This window comes from Paraburkholderia bengalensis (assembly GCF_037126505.1).
GTDB lineage: Bacteria > Pseudomonadota > Gammaproteobacteria > Burkholderiales > Burkholderiaceae > Paraburkholderia > Paraburkholderia bengalensis.
On record NZ_JACFYJ010000061.1, the window covers coordinates 31,899 to 52,101 of the forward strand.

The 20,203-nt window shown below is 64.3% G+C and carries 19 protein-coding genes, 2 tRNA genes and 1 pseudogene; 16 read left to right on the plus strand and 6 right to left on the minus strand.

All coding sequences use genetic code 11. The features are described from left to right. Window positions 1-22 precede the first annotated feature (22 nt). The 6 genes from ribD (at window position 23) to H3V53_RS28550 (ending at window position 5,379) form a co-directional block, all read left to right on the plus strand. Window positions 23-1,144: a bifunctional diaminohydroxyphosphoribosylaminopyrimidine deaminase/5-amino-6-(5-phosphoribosylamino)uracil reductase RibD gene (ribD, locus tag H3V53_RS28525; protein ID WP_336600773.1), complete on the plus strand. Its 1,122-nt coding sequence runs from the start codon at window positions 23-25 to the stop codon at window positions 1,142-1,144. 24 nt (window positions 1,145-1,168) lie between these two features. Next, window positions 1,169-1,783 (plus strand): riboflavin synthase, encoded by a 615-nt coding sequence (locus H3V53_RS28530; RefSeq protein WP_336600774.1) that lies wholly within the window; start codon window positions 1,169-1,171, stop codon window positions 1,781-1,783. A gap of 114 nt (window positions 1,784-1,897) precedes the next feature. Further along, window positions 1,898-3,034: a bifunctional 3,4-dihydroxy-2-butanone-4-phosphate synthase/GTP cyclohydrolase II gene (ribBA, locus tag H3V53_RS28535; protein ID WP_336600775.1), complete on the plus strand. Its 1,137-nt coding sequence runs from the start codon at window positions 1,898-1,900 to the stop codon at window positions 3,032-3,034. Window positions 3,035-3,112: 78 nt separating this feature from the next. Next, a complete protein-coding gene (gene ribH, locus H3V53_RS28540; RefSeq protein ID WP_054916837.1) occupies window positions 3,113-3,628 on the plus strand; it encodes a 6,7-dimethyl-8-ribityllumazine synthase in 516 nt (171 codons plus the stop codon). After that, window positions 3,625-4,062 (plus strand): transcription antitermination factor NusB, encoded by a 438-nt coding sequence (gene nusB / locus H3V53_RS28545; RefSeq protein WP_054916838.1) that lies wholly within the window; start codon window positions 3,625-3,627, stop codon window positions 4,060-4,062. Before ribH ends, nusB begins: the two co-directional genes overlap by 4 nt. A 123-nt stretch (window positions 4,063-4,185) precedes the next feature. Then, window positions 4,186-5,379, plus strand: coding sequence for a pyridoxal phosphate-dependent aminotransferase (locus H3V53_RS28550; protein WP_336600776.1), 1,194 nt, complete (start codon window positions 4,186-4,188; stop codon window positions 5,377-5,379). Window positions 5,380-5,561: 182 nt separating this feature from the next. Here H3V53_RS28550 and H3V53_RS28555 read toward each other — a convergent pair whose 3' ends face one another. Then, window positions 5,562-6,767 (minus strand): transglycosylase SLT domain-containing protein, encoded by a 1,206-nt coding sequence (locus H3V53_RS28555; RefSeq protein WP_336600777.1) that lies wholly within the window; start codon window positions 6,765-6,767, stop codon window positions 5,562-5,564. Window positions 6,768-7,410: 643 nt separating this feature from the next. Between H3V53_RS28555 and H3V53_RS28560 the strand changes: the two genes are divergently transcribed. Together H3V53_RS28560 and H3V53_RS28565 are read left to right on the plus strand one after the other, a co-directional pair. Further along, a complete protein-coding gene (locus H3V53_RS28560) occupies window positions 7,411-8,985 on the plus strand; it encodes a UbiD family decarboxylase (protein WP_336600778.1) in 1,575 nt (524 codons plus the stop codon). A 49-nt stretch (window positions 8,986-9,034) separates the two neighbouring features. After that, window positions 9,035-9,703 carry a LysE family translocator gene (locus H3V53_RS28565; protein WP_336600779.1) on the plus strand — a complete coding sequence of 223 codons (669 nt, stop codon included), beginning with the start codon at window positions 9,035-9,037 and terminating at the stop codon, window positions 9,701-9,703. Window positions 9,704-9,826: 123 nt separating this feature from the next. On the opposite strand, the gene H3V53_RS28570 is transcribed toward H3V53_RS28565, so the two are convergent. Continuing rightward, a complete protein-coding gene (locus tag H3V53_RS28570) occupies window positions 9,827-10,117 on the minus strand; it encodes a hypothetical protein (RefSeq protein WP_336600780.1) in 291 nt (96 codons plus the stop codon). 41 nt (window positions 10,118-10,158) lie between these two features. On the opposite strand from H3V53_RS28570, the gene H3V53_RS28575 reads away from it, so the two are divergent. From H3V53_RS28575 to trmB, 6 genes and pseudogenes are all read left to right on the plus strand, one after another. Beyond that, complete coding sequence (locus H3V53_RS28575) at window positions 10,159-10,545, plus strand: hypothetical protein (protein WP_336600781.1); 387 nt, start codon at window positions 10,159-10,161, stop codon at window positions 10,543-10,545. A 406-nt stretch (window positions 10,546-10,951) separates the two neighbouring features. Next, window positions 10,952-11,836, plus strand: a pseudogene (locus H3V53_RS28580) (DUF2520 domain-containing protein). Between the two features lie 170 nt (window positions 11,837-12,006). Next, window positions 12,007-12,327, plus strand: a complete 321-nt coding sequence (locus H3V53_RS28585; RefSeq protein ID WP_054916846.1) for an EthD family reductase — start codon at window positions 12,007-12,009, stop codon at window positions 12,325-12,327. Between the two features lie 170 nt (window positions 12,328-12,497). Beyond that, window positions 12,498-13,061, plus strand: a complete 564-nt coding sequence (locus H3V53_RS28590) for a YggT family protein (protein ID WP_054916847.1) — start codon at window positions 12,498-12,500, stop codon at window positions 13,059-13,061. Between the two features lie 106 nt (window positions 13,062-13,167). Next, window positions 13,168-13,242 (plus strand) — tRNA-Gly (locus tag H3V53_RS28595). Between the two features lie 206 nt (window positions 13,243-13,448). Then, the gene (gene trmB, locus H3V53_RS28600) at window positions 13,449-14,237 is read left to right on the plus strand and encodes a tRNA (guanosine(46)-N7)-methyltransferase TrmB (protein WP_336600785.1); all 789 of its coding nucleotides are present in this window, start codon (window positions 13,449-13,451) and stop codon (window positions 14,235-14,237) included. Window positions 14,238-14,348: 111 nt separating this feature from the next. Here the strand turns inward: trmB and H3V53_RS28605 are convergent, their stop codons facing one another. The 3 genes from H3V53_RS28605 to H3V53_RS28615 all read right to left on the minus strand — a co-directional run bounded on the left by H3V53_RS28605 (window position 14,349) and on the right by H3V53_RS28615 (window position 16,290). Further along, window positions 14,349-15,185, minus strand: a complete 837-nt coding sequence (locus tag H3V53_RS28605; RefSeq protein WP_054916848.1) for an undecaprenyl-diphosphate phosphatase — start codon at window positions 15,183-15,185, stop codon at window positions 14,349-14,351. An 81-nt stretch (window positions 15,186-15,266) separates the two neighbouring features. Continuing rightward, window positions 15,267-15,860 (minus strand): DUF1439 domain-containing protein, encoded by a 594-nt coding sequence (locus H3V53_RS28610; protein WP_336600782.1) that lies wholly within the window; start codon window positions 15,858-15,860, stop codon window positions 15,267-15,269. A gap of 133 nt (window positions 15,861-15,993) precedes the next feature. Next, window positions 15,994-16,290 carry a YkgJ family cysteine cluster protein gene (locus tag H3V53_RS28615; protein ID WP_336600783.1) on the minus strand — a complete coding sequence of 99 codons (297 nt, stop codon included), beginning with the start codon at window positions 16,288-16,290 and terminating at the stop codon, window positions 15,994-15,996. Between the two features lie 241 nt (window positions 16,291-16,531). Here H3V53_RS28615 and hemN point away from each other — a divergent pair, with 241 nt between their 5' ends. Together hemN and H3V53_RS28625 are read left to right on the plus strand one after the other, a co-directional pair. After that, entirely contained in the window at window positions 16,532-17,935 is a 1,404-nt protein-coding gene (gene hemN, locus H3V53_RS28620) for an oxygen-independent coproporphyrinogen III oxidase (protein ID WP_419539588.1), read from the plus strand. A 100-nt stretch (window positions 17,936-18,035) separates the two neighbouring features. Continuing rightward, window positions 18,036-18,120: transfer RNA gene (locus H3V53_RS28625), tRNA-Leu, on the plus strand. Window positions 18,121-18,343: 223 nt separating this feature from the next. Here H3V53_RS28625 and H3V53_RS28630 read toward each other — a convergent pair. Then, window positions 18,344-19,732 carry an amino acid permease gene (locus H3V53_RS28630; RefSeq protein ID WP_336600784.1) on the minus strand — a complete coding sequence of 463 codons (1,389 nt, stop codon included), beginning with the start codon at window positions 19,730-19,732 and terminating at the stop codon, window positions 18,344-18,346. Window positions 19,733-20,203: the final 471 nt, after the last annotated feature.

Consider the following 20,203-nt stretch of genomic DNA (forward strand, 5'->3'; position numbering starts at 1 on the left):
CTGAACGGATAACCCGACGCCGATGTTCTCGCAGACCGATTTCGTCCACATGGAACGCGCGCTGGCCCTTGCCTGGCGCGGCCTGTACACGACCGACCCGAATCCGCGCGTCGGCTGTGTGCTGGTCAAGCACGGCGAGGTGATCGGCGAAGGCTACACGCAGCCCGCCGGTCATGATCACGCGGAAATCCAGGCGCTGAAAGATGCGCGCAGACGCGGACATGATCCGCAAGGCGCAACCGCCTATGTCACGCTGGAACCGTGCAGCCACTTCGGCCGCACGCCGCCGTGCGCGAATGCGCTGATCGAGGCCAAGCTCGCGCGCGTGGTGGCCGCGATGGAAGATCCGAACCCGCGCGTGTCGGGACGCGGTCTGTCGATGCTGCGCGATGCGGGCATCGAAGTGCGCTGCGGTCTGCTCGAAACGGAAGCGCGCGAGCTGAACATGGGCTTCGTGTCGCGTATGACGCGCGGCCGGCCGTGGGTTCGAATGAAGGTGGCGGCGTCGCTGGATGGCCGCACGGGATTGCCTTCGGGCGAGAGCCAGTGGATCACGAGCGAAGCGGCGCGCAACGACGGCCACGCGTGGCGTGCGCGCGCATCGGCGATCCTGACGGGCATCGGCACCGTGAAGGAAGACAATCCGCGCATGACGGTGCGCGCCGTCGACACGCCGCGCCAGCCGCATCGTGTGTTGATCGACAGTCAGCTCGAGGTGTCGCCCGAAGCACAGATTCTTGCCGGCGCGCCAACGCTGATTTTCTGCGGCGTGCTCACGCCGCTGCTGGAAGAGCGCGCCGCCGCGCTGCACGACCGCGGCGCGGAAATCGTTCCGCTCGCGAACGAGAACGGCAAGGTGGACTTGCCGCGCATGCTCGAAGAGCTCGCCAAACGCGAAGTCAACGAGTTGCACGTGGAAGCGGGCAACAAACTGAACGGCTCGCTGTTGCGCGAAGGCTGCGTCGACGAGCTGCTCGTTTATCTGGCGCCGAGCCTGCTCGGCCACGACTCGATGAGCATGTTCAATCTTGCCGCGCCCGCCTCGCTCGATGCGCGCACGCAACTCGAATTTCATGCCGTGGACCGGATCGGCAGCGACGTGCGGATTCTCGCGCGCATCGTGCTGCAGCCGCCCGCGCACTGAACACAAACGAAAGGACACGACACGATGTTTACGGGAATCGTCGCGGCTGTGGGCCGCATTGCATCGATCACGCCGCTTGGCACCGAGCCGGACGCGGGCGTTCGACTCACTGTCGAAGCGGGCGGACTCGACCTCGAAGACGTGCAACTGGGCGACAGCATCGCAATCCAGGGCGCGTGCATGACGGTGATCGACAAAACGCCGGTTTCGTTCGACGTGGACGTGTCGCGCGAAAGCCTGAACCGCACGGCGGGCCTCTCGGACACGGGCGAAGTGAACCTCGAAAAGGCGCTGCGCTCGCACGACCGGCTGGGCGGCCATATCGTGTCGGGCCACGTGGACGGCCTGGGCACCGTGACGCGTTTTGCGCCTGTCGGCGAATCGCACGAGCTGCGTGTGCTGGCGCCGCGCGATATCGGCCGGTATCTGGCGTACAAAGGCTCGATCACTGTGAACGGCGTGAGCCTCACCGTGAATTCGGTGACGGACCGCGACGACGGCTGCGAGTTCTCGATCAATCTGATTCCGCATACGGTTGAAGTGACCACGCTCAAGGCGCTGAAGGAAGGCGCGCAGGTGAATCTGGAGATCGACCTGATCGCGCGTTACGTGGAGCGGATGCTCAACGCGCCGAAGTAGTCTCCCGCGCTTTCCCGCAGCTGAACATTCGTCCGGATGGCATATGCCGTTCGGACGGGCGACTTGCCGAGCGGCGTGGCGTAAAATACGCGCTTTCCCAAACTTCTCGCCAACATGACCCTCGCCTCCACTCTTGAAATCATCGCCGAGCTCAAAGCTGGCCGGATGGTGATTCTTGTCGACGAAGAAGACCGCGAGAACGAGGGCGACCTCGTCATCGCGGCGGAATTCATCACGCCGGAAGCGATCAACTTCATGGCCCGCTATGGCCGTGGCCTGATCTGTCTGACGCTTACGCAGGACCGCTGCAGGCAGCTGAACCTGCCGTTGATGACGCATCGCAACGGCACGCAGTACGGCACGGCCTTCACGGTGAGCATCGAGGCTGCTGAAGGCGTCACCACGGGTATTTCGGCAGCGGATCGCGCGCACACCATCGCCACAGCCGTCGCATCGAACGCGCGCGCCGAAGACATCGTCCAGCCGGGCCATGTCTTTCCGATCATGGCGCAGCCGGGCGGCGTGCTGGTTCGCGCGGGCCACACGGAAGCAGGCTGCGATTTCACGGCGCTCGCCGGCTTGACGCCGGCTGCGGTGATCTGCGAAATCATCAAGGACGACGGCACGATGGCCCGTCTGCCCGACCTGTTGACGTTCGCGCAGGAACACAAGCTGAAGATCGGCACGATTGCCGACCTCATCCACTATCGCAGCCGCACGGAATCGATTGTCGAGCGTGTGTGCGAGCGCACGATGCAGACGGTGCACGGCCCGTTCCGCGCGGTGATGTATCTCGATCAGCCGAGCGGTCAGCCGCATATGGCGCTGGTGCGCGGCGCGCCCACGCCCGAACGCGAAACCATGGTGCGCGTGCACGAGCCGCTCTCCGTGCTGGATCTGCTCGAAGTCGGCCGGTCCACTCACTCGTGGACGCTCGACGCCGCAATGAAGGAAATCGCCGCGCGCGACCACGGCGTGATCGTGCTGCTGAATTGCGGCGACTCGAAGGAACACATGATCGATGTGTTCAAGGCATTCGACGAAAAAAGCCGGGCCGAAGCGCTCAAGCGCCGCCCGGTGGACTTCAAGACCTATGGCATCGGCGCGCAGATTTTGCGCGAACTCGGTGTCGGCAAGATGCAGGTGCTGTCGAACCCGCGCAAGCTAGGCAGCATGTCCGGCTACGGGCTCGAAGTGACCGGCTTCGTGCCGATGCCCGGCGGCGCGGCTGAGAAGCCGCAGAACTGCTAAACGCTACGACTGATCTCAAACCCGGTTTTCGCGTCGTTTTCGCAAACCTGCGCTCAACCAACACTCTACGGACCAGATATGGAAATCGGACAATACCAACCGAATCTCGACGGCGACGGCCTGCGCATCGGCATCGTCCAATCGCGCTTCAATGAACCTGTCTGCAACGGCCTCGCCGATGCTTGCATCGAGGAACTGGAACGCCTCGGCGTGACGGGCGAAGACGTGCTGCTCGTCACCGTGCCGGGCGCGCTCGAAATTCCGCTCGCGCTGCAAAAGCTCGCCGAAAGCGGCCAGTTCGATGCGCTGATCGCGCTCGGCGCCGTCATTCGCGGCGAGACGTATCACTTCGAACTGGTGTCGAACGAAAGCGGCTCGGGCATCTCCCGCATCGCGCTCGACTTCGGCATTCCCGTCGCGAACGCCGTGCTGACGACGGAGACGGACGAGCAAGCCGTCGCGCGCATGACGGAGAAAGGCCGTGACGCAGCGCGCACCGCCGTCGAAATGGCGAACCTCGCGGTCGCGCTCGAACAACTGGACGGCGACGACGACGAAGGCGAAGAAGAGGACGACGAAGAGGAACGGGCATGAAAAGCGCACGCCGACGCTCCCGCGAACTGGCCACGCAGGGGCTTTATCAGTGGCTGCTGTCGGGTTCGCCGGCAGGTGAAATCGACGCGCAATTGCGTGGCGCACAAGGCTTCGACAAGGCCGATCATGAGCATCTGGACGCTATCCTGCATGGCGTGATCCGCGATTCGGCGGCGCTGTCCGCCGACCTCACGCCCTGCCTCGATCGACCCATCGACCAGTTGTCGCCCGTCGAGCGCGCCGTGCTGCTGGTCGCCGCGTACGAGCTGAAGAATCACATCGACATTCCGTATCGCGTGGTCATCAATGAAGCTGTCGAACTGGCGAAAACGTTCGGCGGTGCGGACGGCTACAAGTACGTGAATGGCGTGCTGGACAAGCTGTCGGTGAAACTGCGCGAAACGGAAACGCAGGCAGCCGGGCGCAAGCAGTAAGCGAATCCATCGGCGCGACCGGCTTCGGCCGTGGTCGATGCAGGCGGGTCCGGCGTGACGCGGGCCTGCCTTTGTTTTTTGCGCGGCGATATTTTCGCCTCTGTAGAACTCTGGACACACCGAATGAATAGCGTCACCGAACCCCTCGTGAAACTGGCCGCGCGTGTCGACGCGATCCGGCCGTTCTACGTGATGGAACTCGTCAAGGAAGCGCACCTGCTGGAGCGCGCCGGGCGCGACATCATCCACATGGGCATTGGCGAGCCCGATTTCACGGCGCCCGAGCCCGTCATCGAGGCCGCGACGCGCGCTCTGCGCAGCGGCGTCACGCAATACACGAACGCGCTCGGCATCCACGCGCTGCGCGAGGCGATCGCGGGTCATTACAAGCACGCGTACGGGCTCGACATTGATCCGGCGCGAATCGTCGTGACGGCGGGCGCGTCGGCGGCGCTGCTGTTGGCGTGCGCGGCGCTCGTCGATCGCGACGACGAAGTCCTGATGCCCGACCCGAGCTATCCGTGCAACCGCCATTTCGTCGCCGCCGCCGAAGGCAAGCCCGTGCTCGTGCCGAGCGGTCCCGCCGAGCGCTTCCAGTTGACGGCGAACGATGTCGAACGTCTGTGGAACGAGCGTACGCGCGGCGTCCTGCTCGCGTCGCCGTCGAACCCGACGGGCACGTCGATCGAGCCGGCGGAGTTGAAACGGATCGTCGAAGCGGTACGCACGCGCGGCGGCTTCACGATCGTCGACGAGATCTATCAGGGCTTGAGCTACGACGCGCCGCCCGTGTCGGCGCTGTCGTTCGGCGAGGACGTGGTCACCGTCAACAGCTTCTCGAAGTACTTCAACATGACGGGCTGGCGGCTCGGCTGGCTCGTGGTGCCGCCAGCCATGGTCGGCGCGTTCGAGAAGCTCGCGCAGAATCTGTTCATCTGCGCCTCGGCGCTCGCGCAGCACGCGGCGCTCGCGTGCTTCGAGCCGGACACGCTTGCGATCTACGAAGCGCGCCGGATGGAGTTCAAGCGCCGCCGCGATTTCATCGCACCGGCGCTCGAATCGCTGAGCTTTTCGGTTCCTGTGATGCCGGACGGCGCGTTCTATGTCTACGCGGACTGCCGCGGTGTCGCGCATCCCGCCGCAGGCGACAGCGCCGCGCTGACGAAAGCGATGCTGCACGACGCGGGTGTCGTGCTCGTGCCCGGCATGGACTTCGGCACGTATCAGCCGCATGAGTACATCCGGGTTTCGTATGCGACCGCGTACACGAAGCTCGAAGAGGCCGTCGAGCGCCTGCGCAAGCTATTCGGCGGCTAGGCCCGGCCGAGCCCGGTACGCACAAGGGTTGACGGGGGCTGGCTTCGCTTCGAAGACACGTGGCCCCGGTTCGACGTTGCGGCATGGCATGCTCGCAACTTCCCGCCACCAATGACAAAGGGCACCCGAAGGTGCCCTTTGTCTTTTGCGCAATTCGCCAATCCGGCGCTACGCTTCTACGCTTACGCGCCGAACTCCGGCTGCTGCGCCACATGCTTGGCCGCATTGGCGCTCGCGTCGTCCTGATCGCTGCTCTTTTGCCCAGCGGACGCCTTTGCGGCGATCGGATGACTGTCCAGCGTCACCTGCACGCGCTTGTTCGAGTCGTTCGACGAGGCGGTCGCGGTCGCCGTCGACGTCGATGCCGTCACCGTGGCGGGCGCCTGCGGCGAGTTGATCGGCACCTTCCGGCCACGCGCGACATCGCGCAAGCGGGTGCGCTCGGCCATCACCTTCGCGCCGTAGCCGCCGTCGTCGGGCGACGTCGAGCCGACATACAGACGCAGGCCACCCGGCAGCGAACCGCCGCGCGCGATGCAATCCTTCAGCACGATCGCGCCGACCTTGATATTGGCAAGCGGCTCGAGGGCCGCGCTCTGCCCGCCGAAATAGCGGAACTTGTCCGAATGGACAGTCGACATGACCTGCATCAGGCCCTTCGCGCCAACGCCGCTTTCTGCATACGGATTGAAGCCGGATTCGATCGCCATCACGGCGAGCAGCAGCAACGGGTCGAGACCGACTTCGCGGCCGGTGTCGAACGCAGCCTTCACGAGTTCGCTGACGGGCTCCTGAGCCACGCGGTAGCGGCGCGACAGGAACGACGCGACCAGGTCCTGCTCGCGCGTGGAAACCAGCACACGGTCGTCGCGGGCGTCCGGAGACACGCGCTGTGTCGGGATCATCGAAGCGATCGTGCTGACGCTTGGCAGCGTGCGCGGATCGAGGCCGTTGAGCGCCGCCGACGACATGCCCGTGCTGCTCGACGGGGACGTCAAGCTGTTGTTGTCGCTGACGACGCTGTAGCCGGCATCGGCCGATGCCGCGGCCGTGTTGGCGTTGTCGCCCGGATTCGACGAGCTCGACAGCGTGTCGGTTTGCGGTGCCGGTACCGCGGGAATGCGCTGGGGCGGCGCGAACGACGGCAGCGGATTACCCTGCAGCAGACGGGCCGGACCAGCCTGCACGGCGGCCGAGATAAAAGGCATCAGCCGGGTGGCCAGCGTCAGACGCCAGCTGGGCATCAGCCACAGCGTGAGCGCGAACAGCACAGCGAAGCCGCCGACCACGCTGAAAAGATGATGACTCAAACGCGTCCCTTGGCGGAGCGCGCCGCGCATGACCTGCGCGAGCCGCTCGTTGGGACGCCACGATAACCAGGCGTTCATTCAGATCTCCCATGTTGCTGGCTCCGCGAACACCGTCAAGACGACCGGCTGCACTGCTGTTCGAAAGAGCCAAGACGCCGCGTGCTCTGGTTAAGGCGACTACGACGTCGGGAAAACGGCAAAAAGTACCGTTGGGGAGCCAAAGTCTTGAAAAAGGGCCGCCTGCGCTGCAAAAAGCGCGCATTCGGTGGCTCCCACGCGAAAAAACCAGCGTCGAAATGCGCTGGTAGAGACTACATATGACCGTCAATACCGTGCAGGGGCGGTAGGAGCGACGCGTTGCGTCTAAGGGACCGGGGGACGGTGGTAAAAACTATCAATTCCCTGCAACCAATGTGACCGGATTCTAACAGGGTTTTATAGATCGTCAACACTATAAACGGTCAAAATTATAACCATTTGTAATTATGAACAGCGTTCAGAACGTCGGAGCCCGCTTGGCAAGGGCGTTTGCAGCGAGTTTGGAAATGCTCCATTCAACGTGCGTTGCCGAACGCAGGTAAAATCGACAATCCATTCGGCGCGGCGCGCTGATCGCGGCGCCGCTTGCGCTGCGCCTGCACTTCGCGCCGCTTCGCACCTTTAGCCACCACCGTTCTCTGCCTTGTCTCGGCCGCCCCTCGCGGCGAGCGGACCCCGACCGATGAAATACAAAGACCTGCGTGACTTCGCAAGCCGCCTCGAAGCGCTGGGCGAACTGCGCCGTATCCCGCAAAAGGTGTCGCCTGTTCTGGAAATGACCGAACTCTGCGACCGCGTGCTGCGCGCCGGCGGCCCGGCGCTGCTGTTTGAGTCGAAGGAAACCCATGCGTTCCCGGTGCTGGGCAATCTGTTCGGCACGCCGCGGCGCGTTGCGCTCGGCATGGGCATCGAAGCGGCCGAACAACGCGACGCGGGCGGCGATCAGGCGGCGCTGGAGTCGCTGCGCGACGTCGGACGTCTGCTGTCGGCGCTGAAGGAGCCCGAGCCGCCCAAGGGGCTCAAAGACGCGGGCAAGCTGCTGTCGCTCGCGAAGGCGGTGTGGGACATGGCGCCGAAAACCGTGAGCGCCCCGCCCTGCCAGGAAATCGTCTGGGAAGGCAACGACGTCGATCTCGCGAAGCTGCCTATCCAGACCTGCTGGCCAGGCGACGCTGGCCCGCTGATCACCTGGGGCCTCACTGTCACGCGCGGTCCGAACAAGACGCGGCAGAATCTCGGCATCTATCGGCAGCAGGTGATCGGGCGCAACAAGGTCATCATGCGTTGGCTCGCGCATCGCGGCGGCGCGCTGGATTTCCGCGAATTCGCGCTGAAAAACCCAGGCAAGCCCTACCCCGTCGCCGTCGTTCTCGGGGCCGATCCCGCGACGATCCTCGGCGCGGTCACGCCCGTGCCAGACACGCTGTCCGAATATCAGTTCGCGGGGCTGCTGCGCGGCGGGCGCACCGAGCTGGCCAAGTGCCTGACGCCGGGCGTCGACCTGCAGGTGCCCGCCCGCGCGGAGATCGTGCTCGAGGGCTTCATCTATCCGCAGGAGGGCGCGCCTGCCGCTGCGCCCGCAGGCGCGCCGCCGCGTCCGTCGAAGGGCGCGAGCGCCGCTTATGAACACGCTCTGGAAGGCCCGTACGGCGATCACACCGGCTACTACAACGAGCAGGAGTGGTTTCCCGTCTTCACGATCGAGCGCATCACGATGCGGCGCGACGCGATCTATCACTCCACCTACACGGGCAAACCGCCCGACGAGCCCGCCGTGCTCGGCGTCGCGCTGAACGAAGTGTTCGTGCCGCTTCTGCAGAAGCAGTTCACGGAGATCACCGACTTCTATCTGCCGCCCGAAGGCTGCAGCTACCGGATGGCGATCGTGCAGATGAAGAAGGCCTACCCGGGCCACGCCAAGCGCGTGATGTTCGGCGTGTGGAGCTTTCTGCGGCAGTTCATGTACACGAAGTTCATCGTGGTCGTCGACGAGGACGTGAACATCCGCGACTGGAAGGAGGTGATCTGGGCGATCACAACGCGCATCGATCCTTCGCGCGACACGGTGCTCGTCGATCGCACGCCGATCGACTATCTGGATTTCGCGTCGCCGGTCGCGGGTCTGGGTTCCAAGATGGGCCTCGATGCGACCAACAAATGGCCCGGCGAAACCGACCGCGAATGGGGCCGGCCGATCGTGATGGACGAGGCCGTCAGGGCCCGCATCGACAGCCTGTGGAACGAACTCGGCCTGTAAGCCGCGCCCGTTTTTCGAACAACAACAAACCCTGAAAGCGGTTCGCCGGATGCATAGCTTGTCGATGTTATCGGATGGTTTTTTTCTGTCGCTGTCGTTGTGCCTCGATATCGGCCTCGTCAACGTGGCGATCATTTCGCTGACGCTGTCGCACGGTTTTCGGCCTGGCTTCTGGCTGGGGCTCGGTTCGTGTTTCGGCGATCTGATCTACGCGGCGCTCGCGCTCGCGGGCATGGCGGCGCTGCTGCAATTCGAGTCGGTGCGGTGGGTCGTGTGGATCGGCGGCGCCGCCATTCTGCTTTTTCTCACATGGAAGATGGCGCGCGAAGCGCTCTTCCCCGCGTCGGCGCCGCCCGTCGAAGGCGAAGCCGACGCGTCGACGCCGCATCTCGATCCCAGGCGCGGCTTTGCGCGTGGCGTGCTGCTCGCGATCTCGTCGCCTAGCGCCATTCTGTGGTTCGCCGCCGTGGGCGGCGCCCTGATCGCCAAAGCAGGCGCGACGACGGTGACAACGGCGCCCGTGTTTCTAGGCGGCTTTTTTCTCGGCGGACTGTGCTGGACGCTGCTGATTTGCGGACTCGCGAGCCACGGACGCAAGCGCGCCGGCACGGGACTTTTGCGCGTTTGTCATGTGTTGTCGGCACTGCTGTTCGCCTGGTTTTCGTACAGCGTGATCGTCAACGGGTACCGCGACCTGATCGTCCAGACGGCCAGCTAAGCGAGCGATTTCGGACGGCAATAATGCAAACGGCGCAACGCGGCATGAGCCGGCGTTGCGCCGTTGTTGTTTGCGACCTGCGCAGTGACCTTCCCGTTGTGTCGCTACGCGGCCGCCAGGCCATCAATAACGGTAGTAGGGACGGCCGTAGTAGCCGTGATGGTAGTACGGCCGGTGATAGCCGTAGTACCCGCCGACCACGACGGGCGGCGCCACCACGACAGGCGGCGCAGGCGCATAAACGACGGGCGGCGGAGGCGGCGCATAGTACACGGGAGGCGGCGCTGCATAGACGGGATACGCCGGTGCGACAGGCACGCCGATGCCGATACCCACTGACACGTGAGCCTGCGCTGCACTGCTCAAACCCACCCCGAGTGCAGCGACGGCGATAAACGGAACGATCTTCTTCACTTGTATTTCTCCTGGCGGCTCGGCCCATCCGACCGCGTCGCATGACGACATGCTGTGAGATCAATGTATCGAAAAAGCCTGCATGCCGTTGTCTGCATTTGTTGCAAATTGCAATTGCCGGAAAGCGGTGGGTCAGCCAGGGGCTTCGCTACGCACCTCAGATGACATCGACGGCGTCGAAAATCAAGGGATTAGCCGCCAATCGCATGCTGATCGGGCATCCTGACCGGTTGCGCGACACGCGCGCCGCGCGCTCCGGTAATCTTTATTTACAAATTCGGCGGCGTCCGTTGCGCGCGCGCATCGGCGGCTGGCCGCGCCTCCTCGAGACGGTCAGTCAGGCCCGGAAAAGCCAAACGCCCGGCAGCGAGCCGGGCGTTTTGCGCGATGCGACACGTATGAGCGTCAACCAACTTTCACATACGTGAACTCGCGAGAAACATTGGGCGGCACATAGGCGCCACTGATCTTCACACGAGGCGTGAGCCGCTTCCTCTGGTCCCACCAGCGGCGGCGTTGGGTATGCGTGAGAAAACGCAAGTGCTTTCGGTAAGCAAAGATGCTCATATGACCACCTCCCGAATCTGACTGCGAGACATTGAAAACGACGGTGACTGCCGATCCACTCCTACGGAAAATGCCCTAGCAGGTTTCGCGCCTGGCGCTGGAACTCACGCTGCCGCGCGCCCGCAGCCGTCATGACAGCGTCAGTTGACCGCGAAATGGACGCTTGTGTGCGCCCAAACCACCTGCGAAAGCCGCCAGATTGCGTGTCGATCGGTTGAAGCGCGACACGCCGCGCTTCTCTTTTCAGTCCCGTCGGGAGCAGAAACCATGTCCCAGCCCACCCTGCCGCGCCTCGGCTTGTCGGCCCGGCCGGATTGCACGCTGCCTCGCGCCCGGCTTCGCACGCGCCGGGTATCCCGTCACGGCAATCGCGAGCCGCTCGCCGCCATAGGCGCGCAGTCTCGCCAGTCAGATCGAATCCTGCGCCGCGTTTGGCGACCCTCAGGGGGTCGTCGAGTCGGCGGACATGCTCTTTTTAACCGTCCTGGATGACAGCATCGGTACGACAGCGAACACACTCGCCGCTTCCCGCCAGGCGGCGCCCGGGAAAGGCGCTTGGGCCGTCGTGCATTGCAGCCGTGCGTCGCCCGTCGAACTGCTGGCGCCGGCTCGGTCGATCGGCGGTTTTCGTCCACTGTACCTGTTCAGCGGCGATCTCACAGACGTCGACCGCATCGCCGGATGCACTCTCACGATCGAGGCCGAAGATGCGCTCAAGGAAGCGCTGGTTGCGCTTGCCCGCGCTCGATTGCATCCGCTGCCGAGTCCTCAGGCGCCCGGCTGCTGTATCGGGCGGCCGCGCATTACACAGCGAGCTTTGGTTTATGCAATCTGGCTGAGAACGGACGCGTTGCGCGGCCCGCTGCCAGTGATGGCCGACACGCTCGAAGCGCGCGCAACCCGGTCTGGCGAACGCGCTCGCGGAACCGGTTTTACGCGGCGACCCCGGCGTGGTGGAAAAGCAACTGTCGTTGATGGAAGCGCTCGGCGAGCATCATGCCGGGCTGTTGGGGGCTGATGTCGCGGCGCGCCGTCGCGCTCGCGCGGCAACCGCCGACTCCGCCCGCCCCGATCGACACGATCGCCACAGCTGTCGAACAATCGCTCGAACGTGCGCTCACAGGCGCGGCGAAAGGTGCAAGCGCCGAGTAAGCCGTGATAATGTGACGTCCGGCATGAACGGACCCTCGCGACCGCCGCGCTTCGGGGCGCAAGCGGTGCAGCGGACTCCGTCAGCGGCGCCGGCACCAACACGCGGGCAACGACGCGGCAGGCGAGCAACGGCCGCCTGCCGCGTCGTGACCAACCGACGAGAACGCACAATGATCAAGGTCAGCATCCTCTACCCGTATCGAGAAGGCGGACGTTTCGACGTCGACTATTATTGCGGCACGCACATGCCGCTCGCCGCGAAGCTGTTCGGCGCGGCGCTCAAGGGCTGGTCCGTCGACGTCGGCATCAACGCCGGGCCGCCGGGCTCGCCGCCGCCGTTCGTCGCAGCGGGGCACTTCCTGTTCGATACGGTCGAGGCGTTTTACGAGGTGTTCAAACCCGCCGGCGACACATTGCTCGCCGACATTCCCAACTACACGGACGGCGGCAACGGCAAGATCCTGATCAGCGAAGTCAAGGTCACGGTCTGACGATGCCGCCTGACGCAGCCGTTCGCGCGAAACTGCCGCGAGCGGTGCGCGCAAGCGTTCAGACGGCGCGCCCGGTGCCCGGCGCGCGCCCGAAGTGTTCAGCCGTCCGCCGGCCTGCCGGCGCCACGCGTCCCGCCTCGCGAGACGCTTTCTGAAGGAAAGGACCCACGATGTTCGGCGATATCGCCCGTTTTCTGCTTAATACTGTCTTCACGCTGTTCGGCGCCGCGCTCCTGCTGCGTGCGTGGCTGCAGTTCGTGCGCATGCAGCCGTACAACCCGGTGTCGAGCGCGGTGCTGCAGGTGACCAACTGGCTCGTGCTGCCGCTGCGCAAGATCATTCCGGGCGTGCGCGGCATCGACTGGGCGAGCCTCGTCGCCGCGCTGATCACGTCGATCGTCTACGTGGTGCTGATGGTTGCCATCGTCGGCGTCGATCCGCTCGGGCTGATGCCGTCGCTTCTGATCGTCGCACTGCTGACGGTCATCAAATGGGCGCTGAATCTGCTGATCTGGCTGACGATCCTGATGGCGCTGCTGTCGTGGCTCAATCCGCGCTCGCCGGCCATGCCGATCCTGTATCAGCTGACGGCGCCGTTTCTCGACCCGCTGCGCAAGATCATGCCGCGCCTCGGGGGCATCGACCTGTCGCCGATCCTGCTGTTCGTGATCGTCCAGGTGCTGCTGATGGTGGTGACGCGGGCGGCCGTGTCGCTGACGCTGTTCGGCATCTGACCGGTCTCATGCGTCGGGCGCCGGGCGCGGAAAGCGGCGTCGCGGCCCGGACGGCGCCCCGCCGATTTGCCCAAATCGGCCGAAACCGCGTAAAATGGCGCGCTCTGCGGGCGTCGTATAATGGCTATTACCCTAGCTTCCCAAGCTAGAGACGTGGGTTCGATTCCCATCGCCCGCTCCACTTTCAGCCGCTTTCTCTGCCGTACCCAGCCGGTGCGCGCGCGGAGAAACGAGGCGGAGAATCCAACGTGAGAGCCGCCTGTTCAGGCGGCTTTTTTGTAGCGTGCCCGCTGAAGCGCATAGCGCGCCCCTGCTGTGCGGCGCGTCCAGCGAGCAACCCAAAGCGCCCTCTCACGCGCTTCGCCGTCACTCTTGCCTTCATCCACGATGATTCACGATCCGAACGAAGCCGGCCTGCCGCGCGATCCTTCCCAATTGTCCAGCGACGAGCCGTCCGCATCCGCCCAGGCCACCGGCGCCGATGCACCGGACGAAGCGCTGCATCTGCGCCGCATCCGCAGCTTCGTGACGCGTGCGGGCCGCGTGTCGACCGGCCAGCGCCGCGCCATGGACGAACTCGGTCCGCGCTTCGTCGTGCCATATGCGCCGGCGCAGCCGGACTGGGACGCGCTCTTTGGACGCCGCGCGCCGCGCATCCTCGAAATCGGCTTCGGCATGGGCGCGACGACGGCCGAGATCGCCTCGCATCGTCCCGATGACGACTTTCTCGGCGTCGAAGTGCACGAGCCGGGCGTCGGCGCGCTGCTCAAGCTGATGGGCGAGCAGAATCTGTCGAACATCCGCATCATCCAGCACGACGCCGTCGAAGTGCTCGAGAACATGATCGCGCCGCAGAGCCTCGACGGCGTGCACATTTTCTTCCCCGATCCGTGGCACAAGGCGCGCCATCACAAGCGCCGCCTGATTCAGCCGAAGTTCGTCGCGCTGCTCGTGTCGCGCCTGAAGCCGGGCGCGTACATCCATTGCGCGACCGACTGGCAAAACTACGCTGAACAGATGCTGGAGGTGCTCGGCGCGGAGCCCGCGCTCCAGAACACGGCCGAAGGCTACGCGCCGCGTCCCGACTATCGTCCCGTGACGAAGTTCGAGAAGCGCGGCCTGCGCCTCGGGCATGGCGTCTGGGATCTGATCTTTAAGCGCCGTCCGAGCGACTGATCAGGTCTGCGGCTGCAAAAACAGAAACGGCCTGCGATTGAAGAATCGCAGGCCGTTGTCATGTCTGGCGTCTGGAACGTCGCGCGGTTCGCACGTTCTGCCCGAGCAGGGTCAGTCCGCCCAGCTCAGCCCGCCGCTATAGCCGATCAGCAGGATCAGCAAGCCGAAGCCGATCCGGTACCACGCAAACGCGCTGAAATCGTGCGCGGCGATATAGCGCAGCAGCCAGCGCACACACGCGAACGCGCTGACGAACGCCGCCAGGAAACCGATCGAGAATAGTCCGAGCGCATCCGACGACAACGCTTGCCAGTCCTTGTGCAGCTCGTAGACCGTCGCGCCGAAGATGATCGGGATCGCGAGAAAGAACGAAAACTCCGTCGCGACGCGCCGGTCGAGCCCGAACAGCATGCCGCCGATGATCGTCGAGCCCGAGCGCGACATGCCCGGAATCAGCGCGAAGCATTGCGCGAGCCCGACTTTGAGCGCGTCGAGCGGACTCAGGTCGTCGATGGAATGCACGCGCGCGCGCACGTTCGGCCGGCTGCGCTGCCGAGCCTCGACCCACAGGATCAGCACGCCACCCACCACGAGCGCAAACGCGACGGGCACGGGCGAAAACAGCACCGCCTTGATCGCCTTTTCGAACAGCAAGCCCAGCACGATCGCCGGGATGGTCGCGATGATCACATTGAGCGTGAAGCGGCGCGCTTCGGGGCGCGTCGCGAGGCCCGCCACCACGTTGCCGATGCGCTGCCGAAACTCCCAGCACACGGCAAGAATGGCGCCGAGCTGGATCACGACGTCGAACGTCTTTTCCTGCGGCACATCGAAATTGAGCAGACTGCCGGCGACGATCAGGTGCCCCGTGCTCGATACCGGCAAAAACTCGGTCAAGCCTTCCACGACGCCGAGAATCAGCGCCTTCAACGTGAGTATCCAGTCCATCGGTGGCCCTTTTCGCTTCGAGTTGGTAGGCGATGCGCGGCCACGTCACACAAAGGCGCGGCCCGCCCGGCCACGCGCACGTCACTTTTCGACGATCTGCACGCGTATGCCGTTTGTAAGGACCGTGATTGTACCGGGTTCGTAGTTCACTCCGGCAAATTGCAGCTGATCGGGCTTGAATGTATAGACGGGATAGTTGGCGAGCAGCTGTGTCGCGATCAGCGCGGCGGCCGCGTTGATCTGTTGTGAATAGGCTTGCGCGTTGCCGTCGACGGCGACGTTGTCGACGTTCGGCGAGCGCAGCACGACGGAACGGCTTTGCGGATCGTATTCGAGCTGGCTCGACAGCGTGATCACGCCGTTCACCGGCTGTTGCAGGAACGGGCTCGCGAGCCGCGCATCGAGCCGCACCGACACGCGGTTCGTATCGGCCAACAGGCCGACGACAGGATTCGCCAACGCGACCTCGAACACCTGCGACACCGTGCGCTGATACGGGAACTTGCGCTGGACAGCGTCCTGAACCTGCTTTTGTGAAAACGTGTAGTGGTCCGGAACAAACGGGAACGTCGATGTCGCGCATGCAGCGAGCGGCGCGGCGATCCCCGCGGCGGCGCACGCCGACAGCGCGGAAACCAGAAAGCGGCGCCGTGCGGGCGCAGCGGGTTGGGTCATGCAGATTCTCCTTGTGCTACGGCGGGCACCGCGCGGTGGTGCCCGTGTTGCTCATGTTGAGCGCGTAACCAGCCAATATCTCGATGTCCGGGAAGCGGCACGCCGCGATCAAGTCCGGAATCGACCCGGACTGTCATGGCCGAGTATCGGCTTCGAGACGCGAGAGCCAGACAAGCGCTTGTTCTCGCGAGTTGCCGCACATATCGGCCTGCGGCTGTAGACCCGAACAGCAGGCCGGACGTTCCGGCTGGCCGAAAATCGCGCAACGCAGATCGTCGCCGAGTTGCGCGCAGCGCACGCCTGCCGGCTTGCCGTCCGGCATGCCGGGAATCGGGCTAGAGATGGACGGCGCGATGCAGCACGCGCCGCAACGGGGGCGGCACGCGTGTTCCGCCGACGCGGATGGCGCTTGAGACAAAAGAACAGACACTGCAGCTTCCTGTAACGCGGATACGCGAGACGGCACGCAATCATGCGAAAAATTGACGTCGATCAAACGATATTGTGCCATTTGACGCGTGCGGCTCTTTTACGCAATACCTCGCGCGCGCACTCCCGTAGACTCGATCGGACTGAACCCACGCTCGCACGGCGCCTGCCCTGTCCACCCGAGCGTCAGCGCGCCGCATTGACGGCATGCGCATCACCGGGCGGGCGTCTGGACATTGCCGATGACTACCGCGCCCTCCCTGCCTTCCGCCGATTCGCTGTTCCGCCCCGATCTCCTCGCCCGATACAGCGCGAACGGCCCGCGCTATACGTCCTACCCGACCGCTTTGCAATTCCGCGACGACTTCGCACCCGGCGACTACCGCCGCGCCGCCGCCGACGCGGGCGCATCGGACACGGACCTCTCGCTGTACTTCCACATTCCGTTTTGCGACACCGTCTGCTTCTACTGCGGCTGCAACAAGGTCGTGACGAAGAATCGTGCGCGTTCGGCGGCGTATCTCGCGCGGCTCAAGCGCGAGATCGCGCTGCAGGCGCAGTTGTTCGACGCCGCGCGGCCCGTGTCGCAACTGCATTGGGGCGGCGGCACGCCGACCTTTTTGTCGCACGACGAAATGACGGAGCTGATGGCCGTCACGCGCGAACACTTCCAGCTGCGCAACGACGCTGAAGGCGAGTATTCGATCGAGGTCGATCCGCGTGAGGCGCCGCCGAAAACCATCGTGCATTTGCGCAATCTCGGCTTCAACCGGCTGAGCCTCGGCGTGCAGGACTTCGATCCCATCGTGCAACGCGCGATCAACCGTATCCAGCCGCTCGAAATGACCGCGAGTGTCATGCGCGCCGCACGCGCGACAGGCTTTCATTCGATCGGCGTCGATCTGATCTACGGCCTGCCGTACCAGACGGTGAAGAGCTTCAGCAAAACGCTCGACGCGATGCTCGAACTCGCGCCCGACAGGCTGTCCGTGTTCGGCTATGCGCATATGCCGCAGCTCTTCAAGATGCAGCGCCAGATGGATGCTTCCGCGCTGCCCTCCCCCGCCGAGCGGCTGGCGATCTTGCGCGTCGTCGTCGAGCGGCTGACGGGCGCGGGCTATGTGTATATCGGCATGGATCATTTCGCGCTGCCCACGGACGAACTCGCGCGCGCCCAGGCGCAACGCACGCTGCATCGCAATTTCCAGGGTTACAGCACGCGTGCCGAATGCGATCTGATCGGCTTCGGCGCGTCGTCGATCGGCAAGGTCGGCGACGTCTACGCGCAGAACGCGAAAGACCTGGCGGGCTACGCGGCCGCCATCGATCAAGGCGAGCTGGCGATCACGCGCGGCGTGCGTCTCTCGGCCGACGACCGCCTGCGGCGCGACATCATCACGGAACTGATGTGCAATCTGGAATTGCGCTTCGACGAGTTCGAGGCGGCATACGGCATCCGCTTTCATCAAGCGTTCGCGCCGGAACTGGAGCGACTGCGCAGCTTCGAGAACGACGGGCTCGTGAAGATCGGTGAAAGGCGGCTCGATGTGCAGCTTGCCGGGCGCATGCTCGTGCGCAATATCGCGATGGTGTTCGACCGCTATCTCGGCCAGGCGCCGCTGCAGCGGTTTTCGCGCACGGTCTAGCGGGTGCGGCTTGGGCTCTGGCTTGCTCGTCGGCGGGTTTTCGGCCATAATCTGCCTCTTCGCCTCGCGCGGGTTCATTCTCGAAACCGCGCCAGCATTAGCCCAGGTGGTGAAACAGGTAGACGCAGGGGACTCAAAATCCCCCGCCGCAAGGCGTGCCGGTTCGAGTCCGGCCCTGGGCACCAGAATACAGCGTCGATCAGATCAGACAACCCGCGTTCATCGTTTAGCCGATGCCGCGGGTTTTTGCTTTCCGACACCTGCACTCCGAGGCACGGCGCCACGAAAGTAAAAAGCCGGACGACCTCGCGGCCAATCCGGCTTTGCAGTCAGCTTCGTCATCAAGTGCCCGAAACCTCGGCGCCTCTCAGCGCTTCCCCATCCGTACAAGACAGCCCAGGAAAACGCTTACCGCCCAGCCGCCGCACCCGCCAGCCGATGCGCAGCCGCGCGCCGACGCTTCACGACATAGCCGAGCCACATCGCGAGCAGCCACGCGGGCACCAGCAGCACCGACACGTTCAATCCTGGTGTCATCGCAAGAATGACAAGAATCATTGCCATGAAGGCAAGACAGATCCAATTGCTGGCCGGGAACCACAGCGACCTGAATACGAGCTTCTCACCCTGCGCCACCATCGCGCGACGCGACTTCAGATGCGTCAAGCTGATCAGCGACCAGTTCAACACCAATGCCGCGACGACTAGCGCCATCAGCACGTCGAGCGCTTTCGCCGGAATCAGATAATTGATGATCACGCAAGCAAACGTCGCGATGGCCGACAGGCCGATTGCCATATACGGCACGCCGCGCCGATCCACCTTCAACAGCGCACGCGGCGCGTTGCCCTGCTCCGCGAGGCCGTACAGCATGCGGCTATTCGCATACACGCCGCTGTTGTAGACAGACAGCGCAGCCGTCAACACGACGACGTTAAGAACATTCGCCGTCAACCCCGCGCCGATCTGGGAAAAGATCATCACGAACGGACTGCCGCCTGCCGCCACCTGATTCCACGGATACAGCGACAGCAGCACGACCAGCGAGCAGATGTAGAAAATCAGAATCCGGTAGATCACCTGATTGACGGCCTTCGGAATGCTCTTCTGCGGATTGTCGGCTTCGGCGGCCGTGATGCCGATCAATTCCAGCCCGCCGAACGAGAACATGATGACGGCCAGCATCATGAACAGGCCGCTGAAGCCGTGCGGGAAGAAGCCGCCGTCGCGCCACAGGTTGGCGACCGATGCCTGCGGGCCGCCCTGGCCGCTCACCAGCAGAAAGCCGCCGAACACGATCATGCCGATCACGGCCACGACCTTGATGATCGCAAACCAGAACTCCGTCTCGCCGTACGCCTTCACGTTGGCCAGGTTGATCGCGTTGATCGCGACGAAGCAGACGAGCGCCGACACCCATGCCGGCACCGTCGGCCACCAGAAATGCACATACGTGCCGACGGCCGTGAGTTCGGCCATGCTGACGAGCACATACAGCACCCAGTAATTCCAGCCTGACAGGAAGCCAGGGAAATCGCCCCAGTACTTGTATGCGAAATGGCTAAATGATCCGGCGACAGGCTCCTGCGCCACCATCTCGCCGAGCTGGCGCATGATCAGAAACGCGATGAAGCCGCCGATCGCGTAGCCGAGAATCATCGACGGCCCTGCCGATTTCAGCACGCCCGCCGATCCGAGAAAGAGGCCCGTGCCGATGGCGCCGCCCAGCGCGATCAGCTGGATATGCCGGTTCTTCAGGCCGCGCTTGAGGCCGTCGTCATGCTGTCCGTTGCTCAAAATGTCTCACTCCACTGCAATCACATTCATCCGGGTACGCGCCGCCCAGTTCGAATGCAGGTCGAACCCGTGCGGAAAAGCCGTAAATTGTACCCTTCGCCGCTATCCGGCCCGCCCGGCAGAGGCTGGCGCCATCTCGACCCAGGCGCGGCGCGGAACCGCCATCGCACCATGAAGGATGGCCACGCTCCCGCCAAACCCCTGCGCAACGTGTCCGAAATTAGCGCGGGATAGCGGTTGTCACCCTGGCTTGCGTTCGGTATGGTCGCAGAATCCCGTCCAGCCGATGGAGTCGCCATGTCGCCGAAACATCTGCTCTATGCCGTTCTCCTTGGCGCCTGTCTTGGCGCAACCGGCGCATCCGCACAGACGGGACAGACTCCCACCGAGCCAGCACCGTCCGCGGCACCCGTTGCGCCCGCACCCGACATGACGCCCGCGCCCGCTGCTGCCGAACCCGCTGCACCCGCG